The organism is Pseudoalteromonas rubra (genome assembly GCF_000238295.3).
Taxonomy (GTDB): domain Bacteria; phylum Pseudomonadota; class Gammaproteobacteria; order Enterobacterales; family Alteromonadaceae; genus Pseudoalteromonas; species Pseudoalteromonas rubra.
In genome coordinates this window covers 1,054,458-1,072,687 of the sequence record NZ_AHCD03000044.1, presented here as the reverse complement: position 1 = coordinate 1,072,687, position 18,230 = coordinate 1,054,458, and the positions used below count along the sequence as shown (strand labels likewise).

General features: G+C 45.2%; 15 protein-coding genes. 4 read left to right on the top strand and 11 right to left on the bottom strand.

Features of this window, described 5'->3' with window-relative positions; translation table 11 throughout:
- Positions 1 to 39: 39 nt before the first annotated feature.
- A complete protein-coding gene (locus tag PRUB_RS25155; protein WP_010380871.1) occupies positions 40 to 645 on the bottom strand; it encodes a class I SAM-dependent methyltransferase in 606 nt (201 codons plus the stop codon).
- An 833-nt stretch (positions 646 to 1,478) separates the two neighbouring features.
- Between PRUB_RS25155 and PRUB_RS25150 the strand changes: the two genes are divergently transcribed.
- Complete coding sequence (locus PRUB_RS25150; RefSeq protein ID WP_010380867.1) at positions 1,479 to 1,667, top strand: hypothetical protein; 189 nt, start codon at positions 1,479 to 1,481, stop codon at positions 1,665 to 1,667.
- An 8-nt stretch (positions 1,668 to 1,675) separates the two neighbouring features.
- Here PRUB_RS25150 and PRUB_RS25145 read toward each other — a convergent pair whose 3' ends face one another.
- Positions 1,676 to 3,607 (bottom strand): hypothetical protein, encoded by a 1,932-nt coding sequence (locus PRUB_RS25145; RefSeq protein WP_010380865.1) that lies wholly within the window; start codon positions 3,605 to 3,607, stop codon positions 1,676 to 1,678.
- Positions 3,608 to 4,068: 461 nt separating this feature from the next.
- Between PRUB_RS25145 and PRUB_RS25140 the strand changes: the two genes are divergently transcribed.
- Positions 4,069 to 4,233, top strand: coding sequence for a hypothetical protein (locus PRUB_RS25140; protein ID WP_155946410.1), 165 nt, complete (start codon positions 4,069 to 4,071; stop codon positions 4,231 to 4,233).
- A gap of 320 nt (positions 4,234 to 4,553) precedes the next feature.
- On the opposite strand, the gene PRUB_RS25135 is transcribed toward PRUB_RS25140, so the two are convergent.
- Together PRUB_RS25135 and PRUB_RS25130 are read right to left on the bottom strand one after the other, a co-directional pair.
- The gene (locus PRUB_RS25135; protein WP_010380863.1) at positions 4,554 to 8,531 is read right to left on the bottom strand and encodes a hybrid sensor histidine kinase/response regulator transcription factor; all 3,978 of its coding nucleotides are present in this window, start codon (positions 8,529 to 8,531) and stop codon (positions 4,554 to 4,556) included.
- Between the two features lie 34 nt (positions 8,532 to 8,565).
- Positions 8,566 to 8,775: a hypothetical protein gene (locus PRUB_RS25130; protein WP_010380860.1), complete on the bottom strand. Its 210-nt coding sequence runs from the start codon at positions 8,773 to 8,775 to the stop codon at positions 8,566 to 8,568.
- Positions 8,776 to 8,863: 88 nt separating this feature from the next.
- Here PRUB_RS25130 and PRUB_RS25125 point away from each other — a divergent pair, with 88 nt between their 5' ends.
- On the top strand, positions 8,864 to 9,577 hold the full coding sequence (locus PRUB_RS25125) for a helix-turn-helix transcriptional regulator (RefSeq protein WP_010380858.1): 714 nt from the start codon (positions 8,864 to 8,866) through the stop codon (positions 9,575 to 9,577).
- Between the two features lie 1,334 nt (positions 9,578 to 10,911).
- Complete coding sequence (locus tag PRUB_RS25120) at positions 10,912 to 11,085, top strand: hypothetical protein (RefSeq protein ID WP_155946409.1); 174 nt, start codon at positions 10,912 to 10,914, stop codon at positions 11,083 to 11,085.
- Positions 11,086 to 11,090: 5 nt separating this feature from the next.
- Here the strand turns inward: PRUB_RS25120 and PRUB_RS25115 are convergent, their stop codons facing one another.
- The 7 genes from PRUB_RS25115 to PRUB_RS25085 form a co-directional block, all read right to left on the bottom strand.
- Positions 11,091 to 11,294 (bottom strand): hypothetical protein, encoded by a 204-nt coding sequence (locus PRUB_RS25115; RefSeq protein ID WP_155946408.1) that lies wholly within the window; start codon positions 11,292 to 11,294, stop codon positions 11,091 to 11,093.
- A gap of 282 nt (positions 11,295 to 11,576) precedes the next feature.
- A complete protein-coding gene (locus PRUB_RS25110) occupies positions 11,577 to 12,734 on the bottom strand; it encodes a prohibitin family protein (protein ID WP_010380853.1) in 1,158 nt (385 codons plus the stop codon).
- A complete protein-coding gene (locus PRUB_RS25105) occupies positions 12,731 to 14,392 on the bottom strand; it encodes a cyclic peptide export ABC transporter (RefSeq protein WP_010380851.1) in 1,662 nt (553 codons plus the stop codon). Before PRUB_RS25105 ends, PRUB_RS25110 begins: the two co-directional genes overlap by 4 nt.
- Positions 14,393 to 14,580: 188 nt before the next feature.
- Complete coding sequence (locus PRUB_RS25100; protein WP_164487838.1) at positions 14,581 to 14,757, bottom strand: hypothetical protein; 177 nt, start codon at positions 14,755 to 14,757, stop codon at positions 14,581 to 14,583.
- 97 nt (positions 14,758 to 14,854) lie between these two features.
- A complete protein-coding gene (locus PRUB_RS25095) occupies positions 14,855 to 15,415 on the bottom strand; it encodes a YcjF family protein (protein ID WP_010380848.1) in 561 nt (186 codons plus the stop codon).
- Positions 15,416 to 15,726: 311 nt separating this feature from the next.
- Positions 15,727 to 17,094 (bottom strand): serine hydrolase domain-containing protein, encoded by a 1,368-nt coding sequence (locus tag PRUB_RS25090; protein ID WP_010380845.1) that lies wholly within the window; start codon positions 17,092 to 17,094, stop codon positions 15,727 to 15,729.
- Between the two features lie 73 nt (positions 17,095 to 17,167).
- A complete protein-coding gene (locus PRUB_RS25085) occupies positions 17,168 to 18,121 on the bottom strand; it encodes a TauD/TfdA family dioxygenase (protein ID WP_010380842.1) in 954 nt (317 codons plus the stop codon).
- Positions 18,122 to 18,230: the final 109 nt, after the last annotated feature.

The window sequence follows — 18,230 nt, the reverse complement described above, 5'->3', positions numbered from 1 at the left end:
CTGATTGAGGTCAAGTTCCAAATTACACCACATTACACATCAGCCTGACCCAGCCCCCACCCTTTCCAACAAAGCATTGAGCCAGCGTTTGTGTTCGCGGCCGGGGCGTTGGTCGCCGGTTTGCCAGGTTTTGCAGGCTTTAAGACCGGTGTTTTGGGCAAGTAAGGCGCTCAGGCTTTGCTCTGTGAGATCGGTGAATGCGCGGCCATCTGTAGTGCGTTCGCCTTCACCGTATTTAAACGAGATATAGATTATGCCTTCTGGTTTGAGTGCGTTTTGCAGGCGCTGAAAAACCGCCGGGAGCTCTGCCATGGGGACATGTAACAGGCTTGCGCAGCACCAGATAGCGTCATAAGTGTTGATGTCTCTGAGTTCGTCGAAACTGAAGCAGCCTACGGGTTGTTCCAGGTGGAAGCTGGCGATGTTGGCCAGTTCGGCGCAGGCATCGAAGGCTTCCACCCGGTAGCCGAGGTTTTTAAACGCCAGTGCATCGCGGCCTGAGCCGCAACCGGCATCGAGGATTTTACCGCCTTTGGATATGGCAGGTAAAAACACGTCGTACAGCGGCTGCATATCTACCGCGAAGGTTGCCTCTGCAAAACTGACTGCGTTGCGGCTGTAGTATTCTAATGTGGAGTCAGACATCACTCACCCGTTTACTCAATGGTGTAGCTGGTAAGGAGATGATGCATGGGACAGGTAATGGCATTCGGGGAGTTTCCCGGCTCACAGCCTGTTGTTCGGCGGTTACAACTTCCTTTGCGCGACACTTTAAAACTATTCTTGTTAACTGTTCTTGTTAGCTACTCTTGTTGGCTGTCTGATGCAACTTTGATACCGGATCGGGAATCCGATATTTGGTGCAGACACAAGAATAATCTACAACACTTTTGTCTGATTGAGTAGCTTTTTATCCGCCGTTATTAGCGATTTTAATACAAGTGTTCAAATTTTGGTTACAAATTGGATAATGGGTCCAGTTTGTTTTTCTCAAGGCCGCTTCACCCTGGCTTTGGAAAACTTTATAAAATAACTTATGGTTATTTTTATTACTATTACAGGGCATTACACACTGGGAATGGCGCTTTCTTCAATGTGAATAGTACAAGCTATTGGTGTCGTCGGTGGTTGGTTCCCGGCTCGTTGGCCGGGATGACGCTACGGGCTCGTTGGCCGGGCAGACGCTATGGGCTCGTTGGCCGGGAAGACGCTATGGGCTCGTTCGCCGGGATGACGCTACGGGCTCGTTGGCCGGGCAGACGCTGCGGGTTCGTTGGCCTGAGTTTCGCTGCGGGCGCTATGACTCGGATGGCACGATGGGTTACTTGGCTGGTGTGAAGATGCGAACTCCATGGCCGGGATCACGCTACGGGCTCGGTGGCCAGAGTGACGCTGCGGGTGCTATGACTAGAATGGCACAATGGGCTACTTAGCTGGGGTGAAGATGCGAGCTCCATGGCCCGGGTCAGGCTAAAGTCTTGTTAACCAAGGTGAAGCTACGGAGCTTTGCACGGGATGACGAACTGGCGCTGTTGGCTGTGCGGATAACTAAGGCTTTTGAGGTGGCGATGGGTGGTCCTCAACTCATTGGCAATGATGGCAAGTTCCAGGTCATGTCCGACTCTGGCATGTGCGCGCCAGAGTCGGTGTTTAGATACTTATTTTAAGTATGTCATCAGTTTGTACAACGGTTAAACACGTAGCGCGTTGGGCAAGCCATTTTCTTGTTTGTACCAAAGTTGCCTGTCAACTGTACTTGCTGGCCTTTACGTCCGGCCAATACAAGATCAACGCGAGAATTAGTTTCACTTTGCGCCCAGAAGTAAACAGGCTCGTCACCCGTTACAGATTTGGCATTGTGTACTTTGCGGATGTAGTTTACATCGTTCGGGTCACGGTAGTCTTGTGCGCCCAGATAGCTCCACACTTTTACGTCACCCGCGGTTTTTAAGTTACTGCTATACAGGTGAACTTTACCGCCAGCCAGCATGTCGCCAGCTGACATAGGGAAAGCAAGCTCACTGTAACCGTATTGAGTATGGGTGATAATCGTACCAGATGAATACGCATGGTCAGCCCAGCAATCAGCCGAATTGTAACAACCTACGTAGTCTTTTTTGCCATTATGATCGATAACCAAGGCCCGGATCATTCGACGAGACTCAGCAGATGTTTTCGGCACAAAGCCGTGAATACCATCACTTTCTGTGATCAGTACTTTCAAAGAAGTCAGGTAACCGCGATAGCCATTGGTGTTAAAGTCCAGATCTTTGACATAAATACGCTTTTTGATGGTTGTGCTGTAAGGGTTGTAACCGTTGACGATGTCAACACTGGTATCTGGCTGATACAACAAGGCTTCGTTGAGCTTACTCAGCGTATTAATGTATTGGCCACGACTTGTGTCAATAAGCGTCTTGTGTTGACTGTTTAACCAGGTTTTACCGCCATCTCTGGAGTATATAAAGTACAGGTTAGTGCGGTTGTCATTGGGGTAATGACGATTCTCTAGCCTGCCGTTAAGGCCTTTTGCTTCGCAATCAGCTTGCTTTATGTCACTGCGAGTACAACGATCAGGAACGTGTACATTAAAAGCCATGGCCAGTACACCATTTCGCTCTGTACTCACGGCATAATGGCCGAAGCTCCGTTTATCATCCAGTGCAACCAGCTTTTTAGTTATCGGCGCCTCCAGCCCTCCTGGCTGTACCTTATATTCTGTCATATATAGCTGACGACGCGCTGTTTGCCGGAATGCCGCCTTCATATCATCAGACGTTTGTATATAACGGGTGTTAAGCAATACAAATTTATTGTCCACCCACCAAGCCTGTGGATAGGTAAAGCCCAGGTTATAACACTTATCGCCGCTACTCGGACAATTATGGCTGCTATCTAATTCGTTACCGACTTCGTTAACTGCATCAACCAGCTTAAATGAGCCTAAGTTTGCAAAAAAGTTGTCATGCGTGTTCGAGGAGCGATAAACCAGACCACCCCGGGTCGAATTACGCCCGGAGATAAATACATAAACATAGCCCTGGCTGTCTACATTGATGACTGCCGTGTCATGAAAGTCGCTAGTATCCTTTACATGCACTATCACAGGCTCTTTAATCATGCCCGATTTATGATTATAGGCACCCACTGCGTATACCAAACGCTCATACCCTTTATTTGGTGCGGGTGCATTGAGTGCACAATCTGAATGCGCGCCATTGATAATGTAATACGTCCAGTCGCCACGCTGAACCGCCATAGGAGCTGCTTTTGCGGAACCTGTCGCTGCCGGGCCGGAATATTTAGGCACATTTTGCCCGCCCACATAGAAAAGCTGATTGTCCAGACTGTAGTAGCTGCCACGCAGTAAACGTTCATTCAAAGTGGTATTCAAATGGTGATACGGCGAGACCTTATTTTTGATATAGTTGATGTAGTTGTAGTCAGAATCATCTGAATAGCTCGGGCCAGAATCGTTGAAGCTACACTTACCATGATTGTTAAAATTGTAGGGATCGGCATATCCTTTGGTTGCGTCTGCATGCGCATAAAGTGCAGGCGTGAGTAATAACCCAGCAATCAGGGCTTTTGTTGCTTTTGTCTTCATTATCATTCCTTTTTTTATGTGATTTGTACCTAAACTGCACAAATTCACGGCTATTAAACTAGAGTAAAGACGTAACAACAAGATAAACATTAAAAAAGTTGTTCGAAATCGGTTCACGTACAATTCCATGTACTGTGATGAAGCGAGTAGTTTTTCAAGTGAGTCATCGCGACATCGACATATGCAGCCATATGTTCAAGTAAAAACAGTGACGAGTAAGCTGTTCCCGGCTCTATATCGAGGATGACACTTCGCGCTTGCTAGAGGGGGAGTGCGACTTGATAGATACTTTCAATCGGCCATAGAATCCAGGTTCTGAAGCTACAATAAGTTACCTTTAAGGCTTTACTCCCCCCCCAAATGGGGGTAAGAACAAGTACTTATTTTAGAGACGTGACCATTTACATAGTTCGAATAAAATGCAAAAGTGGCGTCGGTGACATAACAAAAAGGAAACCATTATGAAACTTAACCTCAAAGCAAAAAAATTAAAGGTTTTATCTACTAAAACGGGTCTACAAAGCAAGTTAACGCCACTTGTCCAGGGGGGCGCTACTAACCAGGATGCTGCTGGAACACCAATCGACTCCAATGGCAATATCCTTACATGTACCTTGCCCGATTAACCAAGGAAGGTGTCAAGATCAGGCAAAATAATGCCTGATCTTGGACATTGAGTAGAACAGATTAACCGCTTCCAAACCGCAGGGCATATTCAATACCAACTTCACTTAATACCTGGTCTATTTGAAGGAGCAAATAGGACGCTAACATCGTTAAAATTTTCTCATTTAGAACCTTATACCTTAGACACAAGTTCACAAATTTTTGCCTCGCCTATATGGATGTAGGTGCCTCAGCGATAGCAGGACGCGGAAGCGGTGTTATTGACCCTATTGTCTCGCCTCAAAATAGAACACTTCATTAAGCAAATTGGTGTAACAGTTCACTGACCCGCCTCATCCTCATAAGCCGCTTTGGCAAATTGCCTGACATACTGCTGTGGAGACAAGCTAAACTCAGCTTTAAAACAACTACTAAAATAACCCGGAGAGGAAAAGCCCACCTGATAGGCTACGTCAGCTACCAAAGCCCCGGCTCTGAGCTGTTTACAGGCCTGCTGTAGCCTGTATTGTCTGAGCAAAGCAATAGGTGATAACCCAGTTAGACTCCTTGATTTACGCTGTAGCTGTCTGGTACTCAAAAATACCAGACTGGCCATGTGCTCAGTATCAAACTCCGGGTTCTGATAATGTTGTGCGATCACATGATGTAGCTTATCTATAAAAGGTACACGTTTATCTTCTTGACGGGCCTGCGCTATATCCTCGCCGTGCAAAATATGATGCCGATATAAATGTGCCAGCTTCTTGCGACCCTTGATCAGGTTTTCAATTCGAATTCTCAATACATCGATATCAAATGGCTTGCCCATATAATCATCTGCTTCAGCTTCAAATCCAATGATACGACTGGCATCATCTTCTTTGGCTGTGAGCAACACAACAGGAATATGGCTGGTCATTTCGTCTTGTTTAACCGCACGTAACATATCAAGACCTGTCATAACCGGCATCATGACATCACTGACTATCAGGTCCGGTAAAATGTTCTTTGCCATTGCCAGGCCTTGTTCGCCATCCCCGGCTACCGTGCAATTAAACCAGACCGATAGCGCCTCATTTAACATCATTCTGAGATCGGGGTTATCCTCAACAATTAAAATTCGTTCTAATGTATCCGCGCTTTCCGATTCAGACGCATTGTCTTGGATTGCTGAGAGATCTTTTTGATAAAACTCATTATGCGAGTTAAGAAAAATTGGGATATGTAAGGTAAACAGACAACCTTGCCCGGGCTCACTGGTCAGTTCAATTGCGCCACCGCACCCAGATATCAACTGATGAACCACAGATAATCCAATTCCCTGCCCTGCTATGTCATTGTGTGTGCCACGCACATAACGTTTAAATATGTCCGCCTGAAGTGCAGGCTCTATACCGGGTCCCGAGTTCGTAAACATCAGCACCAGCATATTACCTTTTTGCTGTGCACAAACCTGAATTATTCCTCCATCTGGCGTATATTTCACCGCATTAGACAACAGGTTTGTCACAACCTGCTCAAAATCGGCTTCGTTAAGCACAACTTCCTGACAGGTCAGACATATGTCTGTTTTTATCTTGATCTGTTTCTCATGTGCAAGCAGATCAAAAGCCTGTATCTGCTTCATTAGCACGACCCTGGCAGTAAACTGGTGATTTTCAGGCGGTGCGAAGTTGTCTTTCCTCGCATAACGGATCAAATTATCAATTAATTTTTCCAGCCGGACAGCCTGAGAATATGCGGCATGCCATCTGATATTTTCTTTGTCCGGGTTCTGTTTTAGCATGCTTTTTATTGGCAGCATGATTACAGATAAGGGCGTGCGTAATTCGTGTGAAATATTGCCGAAGAGTTTGTTCTTGCTTTCCATTAGATTGGCAATTTGCACCCGCTTTTGTTCAATTTCCTCTGTGCGTGCCCGAACTTGTGTTTCAAGTTGAAGATTGTGCCGTTTCAGCTGATGTGTTCTAACAATCAATATTAATGCGATGAGTAATATCAAACATACCGCATAAAACAGAAATGCCCAAACAGTTAAATAGTAAGGAGTTGCAATGGAAAATTTAAATCTAGACTCAGTCCATTCACTCGAAATTGAGCGACTTTTTATTACAAATTCGTAATCACCTGATGGCAGGTTAGTATAAGTTGCATTACGCTGAGTTTGGTCAACTTCTGTCCACTCATAATCAAACCCAATTAAACGATATTTATAGTAAATATCAACATTAGGGTCACGTTTAATATTTACAAACTCAAACTTTACGTTTCTTTGCGCACTCGTAAATTCAGTGCCTAGAGAAATCGTATTTACCAACCCGGGTTCTGCTTGATATACAGGATAACTTTGTCCTTGAACAATGACACGGCTGAAGTGCACACCATAAGGTGCAATGGTTGTGGTATTTTCAAGCGCGGCAAATCCACTAACGCCACCAAGAAACAAGGTGCCCGAAGATGACTCCGACACGCTACCATAGGTCTTCGCACCAATGTTCAGTCGCTTGACGGGTTCTGTATAAACGACTTCCATTGTCTCTGGCTCAACTTTGTATATATTAGTCATATCAATCAGCCAGATGTGCCCCCCGTTATCCCGGTAGGTAAAAGCAAAAACCACATTGGGATAAACGCCGTTTAAATCGAGTTTTCGAGTACTTTTAGTGTCCAGTTCATGCAGCAATAGTCCGTGTGAAGTTGCTGCCCATAATCTCCCACTTTGGTCTACTGACGCATCGTATACAACTAAATGTTTAATTGATTCTTCTAACTGAAAATCTACTTTTTCTGCTTTACCTTTGCCGAGGGTGTAAGTTTCAAAACCACAGGCCAAAACGGTGCCATTGGGACCTTTTTTCAGGTTTTTAAAATGACCTGGCTGAAAAGACACGATTTCGTTTTTAGCTGGTATATATTCAGCGACCCCCTGAAAGGTAAGCAACCACAAGTGACCATTTTCAGATTGCTCTATGTCCCTAACTTCCTTGCCCATCTTAGCCGGGTCTAGCGGTAGTGGTATTCTCCTGAAACGCTGTCGCTCTATGTCATATTGATACAACTCCGACACCCCTCCGAACATAACGGATCCATCTCTGGTTTCAAAAACGGTTTGGACTTGCACATCTGTTCGATTAGCATCGAGCTCGATAGCTTCCGTTAGTCCTGTATTTGCTTTTTTCAGGTAAACTTTGCGCTGGCTGACAATCCAGAGGTTGTCACGCTTATCTACAAGCAAGCTTTCAATCATCGGCATTTTTGTTGCGTTCAGTGATGCCTTAACATATCCATTTGCCTGTGTTGTTTGTGCAAACTTTACCTGGTACACCCCCTTACTTGTAGAGAGCCAAACAGCACGCTCATCGTCAAACACATTTTGGACTCCGAATATATTTTGCTGAAGGCCATCAGAATAATAACTGCTCACGCGATTAACATGATTGTCTGCGTCCAACACAATAAGCGATTTATTTGTACCTATAAATGTAGCATGGTGCCCAACATGAACAGAGGTGATAGAACGCGGGTCGATATCTAGTTTTGTCAGCGACTGCGGACTTGGTTTTGACAAGTCGAGTATGAAAAGACCATGATCTGACACAAGATGCACAGTGTTCGAAAGGCCTGTAGTCACAATTCTGGTGTTCACCAGCCTGTTATCTTGAAACAACACGTAAAATGAGCCTGTTGTTTTATCCAGGCTATACACTTTGCCATCTTTAGATACAAACAATGGCAGATCATTGAAAAATGTAATACCAAAACGCAGGTTATGTTGAATTATTGAACTGGGAAAGTCATAACTTTCATATTGTTCCTGATCAGCCGAAAAGTATATCAAACGCCCATCGTCACCCACCAGCCAAAGCTTATTCTGACTATCCTGATACAACTCAGTTGGACGAAAGGTTTTACTATCAATACGTCGAACAATGCTATAGCTGTCCCGGAATAAGGAGCTATTATGCATATCGTCCTGATGCATGTCGCTCAGGTAACGGTTGAACTTGTCCGTTACATGACAGTATAGATACAGGCCATTGCCAGTCAGAAGCCACCTTCTTCCCTGCGCGTCTTCTATCACTTTTCTGGCTTGTTCAAGCGGGTAAAAGATAGAGTGATAACCATCAAATTTTAGTACACCAGAAATACCACTGACCCACAAATAGCCCTGACTATCCTGAGTGACAGAATTGATCACAGTGACCATATCCAGTTTATCAACGTCTAACGGATGTAACCTCAGTTGGTTTGGCGATTCTGCCAGCGCCTGACAGTGCACGATAAGCAACAAGATCGTTGCCAGTATCCTACTTAACATTATTACGCTTACGTCCTTACTGTAAAATGCGTAATTACTTTCTATAACCTTTATCAGGTACAGTCAACTGATTTGTTAAAAATTTGCCAACAGAATTCATCAAAAAAGCGTGAGCTTTTTGATTTGCACAATAATCAAACATCCAAAGTCGTCCCATACCAACAAGAAAAACCAATAAGACATTGTTTTTTATACTAACAATTATAAATGTCGCTTTTGCAGTACTCGGTGTCGCTTTTCTCATAACAGGTAGTTCTCAAAACTCATTAGCTTAAGGGTGCAGAACGAGAAAACAGAACCTGCAACATTAAAAAAAGCACACAGGAGTTTATATGGACTACTCAGGTAACAAAATCAGCCACCCGGATGCCTTTGCATTGTATCCGGAGACAGCCATCACTACCGCTCTAAGCCGATTTTCAGAACCACTAGGTATGGACCAGTTTCTCATTGTTGGGGTGAATGGCACCGAGCCCGTTTTCAGGTATCTTTCTACTTGTTCCGAACAATTCCTTCGCGCTTACTTTACAGATGGACATTGTTTTTCTGATGACCTGATCGACTACTGCCAGCAAACACTGGCACCGCGCTTTTGGAGCACTCATGACTACCAAAGCGCAACGCTTGCGCCAAAAACATTAGGCAACCTGTTAGCTCAGGAGAATATCAATGGCGGCATAGTCATACCTGTTCATTATGGCGGCGCAATTGTATTGGTGAATTTCTTTTCCAGCCAAACATGTGATGAAATAAAATCTGTTTATCATCAACATAGTACGATATTAAGTGATATCACACTCACTCTGATCCCCAGAATAATCAAAGAGTGCCCTGACTATTTATTTATGCGACCCACTTTAACGCCAAAAAGTAGCGAGTGTTTGCTATATATGGCCAAAGGGATGACTAACCCGGAAATATCTGAGCTGATGCAAGTGTCTAAAGACAGAGTTAAAGAGCTGGTAAGCCAGATCCTTAGTCAACTGGGTGCAGCCAACAGAACTGAGGCAGTACTCAAAGCAAAGCAAAGTTTGCTCATCCCTTAAAAAAGTGGCCAACCCAGTGTATATCCCCTGTGGTTGGCCTACTTATTGACGCTCAATTTACTTAGCTGGATTCTTTATACTAAGCCCTGTAAAACCCCAGGCTGATTATCTGCAAGCTCGCTGGTTAGCGATAACCAGCACCCGATTTAGCCAGGCATCAGAGTGCCATAATCGCTCACTTCATCGCTTTGCTTGTGTCAGCTTTCGACTCCGGCGAAAACCCGAGGTTCCATGCAAGCGCAGCAAATGCCCTCAAACTGCTTAGAACTCACTGCCCTAACTATTCTGGCTATAAATACCAGAATGCATTTCTAATTGCGGCCACCCCAACTAGCGTGGACAACTCAGGACAACAAACATGTATTCAGCACTCGCAACCAAGGACGCATTAGCGCGCATACCAAAGTGCCTTTTTGCACCGTGTTTGATAATTTTATTTTTCTTCGGCCTTCATTCATATCAGGTCTTACCTAAAGGCAGCAATGCGATGCTTGGTCAAAACAGTCACTTTTATAGCGATATTGCCAGTGCCAGGCCACCAAAAGTGCTTAATTACACCAATATAAGCATTATGTTGCTATTGAGTCATATAAAGGTGTGCCGGGCTGTCCGTTTAGGCTCATAGAAATATACGCCTGAAACCCGATATTGATAACTCCCCAAAAAGGGAGTGCAGGAAGCGATGGAAGTCAAACAACCATAGCATGATGGCATTGTTTAAATTTAACACGCCAATAATCGATAGTACGATGAAAAAAATGTGCTTGTTAGTAATAGTGCGGGCGCTTAAGGATAAAAAAGGCACATCCTGTGTGCCTTGATACAAGTACTCTCAATTACAGTCTTTTATACTGACCACCTTTTCAGGCTACCCTGGCCAGTGACTAGACTTATTTATTCTATTTACCCTTAAAATAAAGGCCAAATGAACTATCAAACCATGACTGTCAGACGCATAAAAACGCGCAATATCCCCACCCGGAATATTTACTACTGCGCAGCGTAACGCCGCGCTGGTAATTACCGTCAGTAACAGCTCGAATCATAAGCAGACAATGCTCCCTCAGACCGTCCCGAAAGATTACCCAAAAAATAAGAACAAAATATGGATGTGGTAAAAACCTCTGTCCCCGGCCAACTCTATGTAAAGGCTGGTACGTTAAAATCATACAGAGAACAGTAAATTGCGAGCTATCATTTAGAAACTCAACACACTGAATAGCCCCCCATTCAAGACAATAAAATTAACACATTAGATTCTTTCAATTTACACTCAGTGTACTTTGTGAGAACAATATTACCGAACAATTATTAAACAGAAGAAGGAGATCTCCATGAAGTTACAACTAAGTAAAAAGAACCTAAAAAACCTAGGCAATAAAAACGCGCTGAACTCAGATCAAACACCAATGATCGCAGGTGGTGCAACGGCTATTCCACCAACCAGAGTCCAGAAAGGTTGCCCATATTTTTCTTACTACCCAGTGAATACCTGTAACCCAAGATAAACAGGTTACAACAGGGCACGCTGAGTGCCCTGCATATGAGACACTGTTCTTCTCTCATCATCCGACCATTTCAGCCATTCTCCATAACAAGCCTGTGTTTTCCATGCTGCTGCTGCCCTTAACTCGCCGCTCTGCACACCCGTTCTGAAAAAATGTAAAGCCCCTTTACAAGATCGATAGGCAACGACATCACTATGGGTATCTGGCATATCGAGTCGTTTGTAGGTAGTTCCCGGCTCGGAGGCCGGGATGACGGAGGGGTGAATAGTTTAGGTTACACATGTCACACTTGAGGTGATTGCAAGATTACTTGGTTGCTCCCTTATTAAGTAAAAGCGCATTTAACATGCAATATCGCTCCAAAGACCAGAACCGCCATATAGTTAGCGCTGACGGTATGCAAATGCTCTCGCTTCACTCCTCTGCGTCATCCCTTGCTCGACACGGGAACCATTGGCATAGGATGCAGACACAAAGACGAGGCAGCAATATCACTTATGCAATGGTTCTCCAGATTTTGCAGAGCTCATATGATGCGTGCTCATAGGCTCACCTGGTTTAATCACGCTGTTTACGTAGTCAGGCACAGGCCTTGTTGCTTCCTCAGCTTTAACTAAATTGGCTGTTTCCTGAACCAGGTTAGGGGCAGAGCCATTCAAGCTGCTTTCTGTATTCAGGATCAACGGCAGCCCGTCTTTGCCGCTCCCTATCACAACCACTTTGGCATTGTTTGATTTTGCCAGTTCAATAGTCGCTTCAATACCGCGCCATCTCAGGTAAGTTTCCGAGATACCGCCTGCCACGGTTTCCTGAAAATCGGCAATACCCTGTGCTTCTGTTTTCTTACGCTGCGCTTCTTTCTTTGCTACTTCAAGCCGCATCGCGTATTCCTCATTCAGGTAACTCTGATTTACCTTAGAAATAATCGCCTCATGCACCTTATCGGGCACATCGACACGTTTGATCAGCATATCGTCTAAATTAACTAATGTATGACCATCTTTCATGTGGCCGGTTTGCTCTAAAATCGTTTCTTCCTGAAGATGTAGTTCATGCAGCACTTCTTCCAGCAGCTCTTTTTGCACTTGTATCCGTTGATGACTGTAAACCTGCTCAGCACGATAGCGCGACACTATCATACGTACCGCCGATGCCACCTCAGGTAACACCATCTCCTCCAGGTACCTGGGCCCTACCAGCTGATGCAGATAAGGCACATGCTCAATGACAGGGCGATACCTGACTGTGACATTGAGTGTGATTCTGAGACCCTCGCTGGTGATCGCATCTATGCTTTCATGTGCAGTCTGAAAACGTCCGTTGTAAATTACCAACTTATCCCAGGGCATAACCAGAACTGTACCTTCACTAAAGTGCTGATCCAGATACGTACCTCCACCAAAGCGCTTCCACAAAACAGCAATCTCACCGGAGTCAACCCGGATAAAGATAAATGGAACCAACGCCACGACTAAGAACAAACAAATCAATAGGGTTAAACCAGCTCTGAAGCGCCAGGACAATATGCGTTTACGCCATGCGGGTTTGTAGCGCCTGAGAGCCCGCATTACCAGGTTAGCAATGAGGATCAACAGGCAGGCAGCCGCCAATCCTATGAGCGCCAGATCAGGAGGCAGGATTATATTCATGACGGTACTCCATCTGTTTCTACTTCATGATGTTCCATTAGTTGTCCTTCTACCATCTTCAAATGCACGTCCGCCAGATGGAAATAGGCGTCGTCATGTGTAATTGCGATCACAGTGTTGCCACGGGCCTTAAGCCTGGGCAATACCTGTTCATAGAATTTTCGTCTGAATATTGGGTCCTGATCGGCGGCCCATTCGTCAAAAATATAAATCGGCCGATTTTCCAGTATGGTGCTGAGTAGTGCCAGGCGTTTTCTTTGCCCGGAAGAAAGATCTATGGTACTGAACTCTCCATCAATCACACTGACCTTTGCGTTCATTTCTAAAAAAGTCAGCCATTCATCGATATCTTCCTGTGACGTTGTCTTGATCCCATAGAGCTGTTTAAACAAATGGAAATCCGCAAAGACCGAGGTAAAAATACTGCGGAAGCTCTCTCGATCGGCGTCGTGAACCGCGCGCCCGTCGAGGAAGATTTGTCCGGCCTGAAGCTCATATAAACCGGTTAACATACGAATAAACGTGGTTTTACCGCTGCCGTTACCACCGGTAATAAAGGTAATTTGTCCTCTTTTAACCGTTAGGTCGACCGGCCCGACAAAGAAAGGCCTGTCGCCAGGCTTACGATTATGTTGATAATACGCGCCCTCAAGCCTTAACTCCTCAAAGCTATCAATGGATTGTACCTGGGTATTGCGCCGTACCGTATTTTCAGCTTGCTCCCGTTTAAGGTCTGCCTCAAGTGTCAGTACATTTTGCGCCGCTTCCGTTGCCGTAGTGAACACTGGAATACCACCCACAATACTGGTGATCGGACCGATTAAAAACAACGAGGCTGTCGTCACCTTGATGACCACTTCCGGATAAACATCTGATAACACTGGCACAAAAAACACCATTGCACCGGTTGCAGCGAAAAAGGTTATCTGAGAAAGGACAAAGTCGGTCGCAAACAAGGTCTTGGTCACCGTTTGTGCGCGCCGCGCTTTGCCAGAGGATAGGGAAAACTCGTGTTCCAGGTCGTCTGCTCTCGGTGCGCTCAGTTTTACTTCTTTAAAACCATCGAGCAAGTCCGACAAGCGCTGGATAAGCTGGTTTTCGCTCTGAAATGCCTGCGCCATATTACGCTGAATTTCATTGGCCCTTAAGCGGTGGATACTGCCGCCCAACATGATCAATACACTCAGAACCACAAACGCCATCACCGAGTGATAGGCAATATACAATGAGGTGAAAAACACCAGGCTGATAGACTGACCAATGATCACAAAGAGCTGAGCAGACTGAGAAATGGTTTGCAGCTCTTTGCTGAGCGTATTAAAAATTCGCTCCTTGCCAATTTTTTCAAGCGTCGATAGCTCGGTATGCCGAACCGATTCGAATAGCTCAACTCGCATATGATCAATGGACTTTTCGACCATTTTAGCGGCTTTAGTCATTAACCTCTGCTGGGTTAATCCGTAGATCAACACCGTCAGGGTAAAGAGCACCAGGTAGTAAAATACATGGTTTTCTTTGTGGATATCAGAAATGTTTTCTGCCACGTTGTTGATAAGAGCAAGCACCAGTGCATTGGCAAGGCCAGAGATACAACCGAGTAATACAAAGGTCCTTTTTTTAATTTTAATGTTTCGACTTATTAAATCGTATAATACCATTTTTATTGTCTTTTCATTGTGTTACCAGTGGCCTGAAAGTCCGCCACTGGTCATAATACTGAGCGCTACGACGCAGTCAGAACTGCAATCCTTGTTATCTTATCTTGAGGATCTACATCCTCTGTTTTTAGCTTGCCTGTTTTTTGGTCACAATCAAATAGTGAATTTAGGCAATGCCGGATTTTCTGTTATTCCTCCGCTTCTCTTGGCTCTGCCAGACGTGTTTTGGCAAGTAATAGCACCAGCAAGCTCACCAGCGGCGTGAATACCAGGCCAATAAAGAAAAACCCAACCGGACCCGCAAAGGTATTGCGTCCCCAGTAACCAGAAAGTACACATAACACCAGATACAAAGTAACTAACATGATTTGCTCCTCTGAACTGACTAGCAGTTCCAATTAACCGATGAGCAAATAAACCAACAGACACGCCGTTGGTTTATTTGTGTTTTAGCCTCTCAACTTACGCTGTAGCTTGGTTGTCTTGAGTGCTGTTGCCTTTATCTTTTCGATACTTAGCAGCAATTTCAGAGATGTCTCCCTTAATGCTTGCCAGATTAAGATCTAGCAAAGTGCCGCCGTTTTCGAAGTGTCGGATAAACGTAGAACCTACTGCATTTGTAGATGCAGCTGATACCACTGGCATAAATGCGAGTGCGCTAAGCGTGCCAATGATTGGTACCGACTTTAAGAAACTGCTAAGTCCTGCACCGCCCAAAGACTGTGGGAATGAGCCGCCAATCACCGCACTTACCGTACCGCGGATCTTATTGTCGCTGTAAGACTGACCATATACCTGAGCAATCTCACTGATCATCTTGATTTGTACACCAGTCAAGGCCACCAAATCGATGGCTGGTACTGGGATCAGACCCGTACCGAAAGACCATTTGGTGTACTTATCGACAATAATACGTGCTACGGCTTCGCGATTCTCAACCTCAACATTTGCTGATTCCTGCTGTGGAGCAGCGCCAGCAGCCGTTGTGGCCTTGTCATCCTTCGCTGTTTTTGTCGCTGTCATGTTTTTTCCTCTATGATTGGAATTGTACCAACGTCGTTAAAAATTCAGTTGGCATAAACAGTTGTTAAACCCACCAAGTCAGGTAAAGCCTAGACCCTAACTTGCCCTTTTTCACTTTCCATGTCCTAAAACACAGCAAGTAAATTCGTTTAAAATGCAATGGATACGATACAAAACCGCCGTTACTCACTGCTTTATTTTTGTTTGCAATGGAACCATCGTCCTGCTCCCATTGCTTTGTGAATGTGTACCCTGTTCACAGATCCCGCATCAGGTGCAGGTGTCTGAATGCAGAACGGTCCCATTCACTTTTACGCTTCATCCAATACCGTCTGACAAGCTTCGGTACGGTGTTTATCGCTATAAAAGATGATGTTGCGAATTTCCTGCGCAATACAATCCGACTCGGTGCCCGTTTTAACGTAATTACTGAATACCATTACGTTCTGGTCGCGCTCCAACAGGCGGTTGAAACTGGTCACCCACGAGTAGGGATAGCTGCCTGAGTACTGTAAGAATTTTTCGTATTTTCTGAGATTTGTTTCACTTGGATCATCCGGACAATCGGCCACTTTGCCGTACTGATTTGGGTCGATATAGGTCACAAACCAGCCATAACCATAGTATTCACACGATGAAGAGCTACCGGTGTTGGAATAAGGTGCAAATGCAGCCAGTTTCTGGGCTTCATTAAGTATTTTGTTGGTGTACAAGCCCTGATCCCATTTGTGCATATCTTCTACGGTTGAATACATATCACCGGCTGAGTAAAGCACGAGCGGATTGCTGTATGGGTTCACCAGAATGTCTTCATACGGCGCAGGACCGCCTGTCGCTGGCGGACGCCCATTGGCCAGTGGCAGATACTGGTTATCTTTGTAAATGTATCCTGTCGTCATATCTGGGTAGATACCAATGGCACTAAATGAGCCACTTTCGCTCATGTCCAGCGGATCGAGGATCTGCTCTTTGAGGATATTGCTGAACCAGAAACTGCGGTCGATGTCACCCTGAGTACCCGCTGCAAGCTGTTCAATGATGTTGCCAACCAGGTAATAGTTACAGTTACTGTATTCGTACTTGCTACCCTGACTGAAAGACGGCTGTCCCCCTTGCTCTTCACAGGTACAAAAACGGTTACCAAACCCTTCAGGGCCATTCAGATTAAGGGTTTCGTCGTACAAATAAGGACGCCAGCCCCAGTCGTTATAAACTTCTTCGTTGTCACTGTAGTTCGGGATCCCTGACGACATGGCCAACAGGTTATGCAAAGTGACGTCCGCACACTGGTTTTTAGGATACCAGGGCAGATGATCGCCGACGGTTTCAACTCTGAGGTCCTTTCCTTCAAGCATCCGCATCAGGATCGCAGCTGCAAACGCTTTGGTATTTGAGCCAATCCGGTACTTAGATTTAACCGTGTTATCCACGTTGTACTGCATGTTTTGCGGACCACAGTGGTATTCATAAACCACTTTGTCTACAGAAGTGATATAAATAGTCCCGAAAAACACCATGGCATCACAATATTGCCTGACAGAAGTATCTATCATTTCAATTTGCGATGCGGTGATCGTAGTATCTTTCGCAGTACTTTTATTTTGCAGACACGATGCCAGGGCGAGGCTGATCAGGCACATCACCATGATATTCAGCCTTGAAGGGTTTAACCATTTCATTGTTTGGATTCCTCAAATTTGACTACTCTGTTTGTCAACCGCCGCACCACTAACAAACCCCATTTTGCGCGTCTTAACGCGCAGCTTTTGCCATTCCCACCAGTACTTTACGAGTACCTGTATAGGCCTGACGGCCGTGAGTAAATAGCATGTTATCCAGCAGCAAAATATCGTTGCGCTGCCAAGGGTAAGAAAACGTCAGATCGCGATAGACTTGATTGATGACATCAATATCTTGTTTCGCAATCTCACTGCCATCGCCGTAATAAGCGTTACGCGGTAAATAGTCGGCACCAATGCTGTCAGGCATTTCGGTGTCAACGGCAGAGCAATGAAACAGGTGTGCCTGGTTAAACCAAACCTTTTCACCCGTCTGCGGATGTGTCATCACCGCAGGCCTGAACTGGCGAGTCTGTAACCTGCCATCGTCAAACCATTCGCACTGGATGTCATTCTTCCAGCAGTAGGCTTCCACATCGTCACGGCTTTGAGTCTGGAACACCTCTTGCCAGGGCAAATCTATGTCGCCGTAATTACGCACATACATAATGCCGCGCTCTTCAAAGCGATTTCTTAACGCTTCTGGCAGCTGCTTATAAACTTCACGGCTGTCAGCTAGTGGTGTATCTCCGCCGGTTTTGGCCGGTACAACACAGAAAAAGCCCATTCGCATTGGCCAGCAATTTGAATAAGCATTTTCATTGTGTTGCAGGATCACCTGATCGGCGTGATATTCAGTGGTGGTGTAAATGTTGTTGCGCAGTGCAGTGCGAGGGGAAGAGCGATAGATATACTGGCTTAACTGCTCACCAAAAATCGTTTCCAATATTGTGCTGAACTGATTGGTGCTGACGATGTTGAGACCGCGAAGCAACGCGAACCCATCGCGGTCAACCCAGGCATTAATTTCCTTCACATTCGCCTTGACCCAGGCAAGACCACTTTGCTTTTGTCCTGAGAGATCATGGATCCGTTGATCTGTTTCGGCGGAACTAAGATCCATGTCTGTTGATAGTAACTGATCCATTTTATTCCCATCCTTCTCGTTAGGTATCAAATAAAATTTACATCGCAATTTTGACATTTATTGTTTGTTTTTTACGCACAACCAATATCAAATTAAAACAATTTAAAAA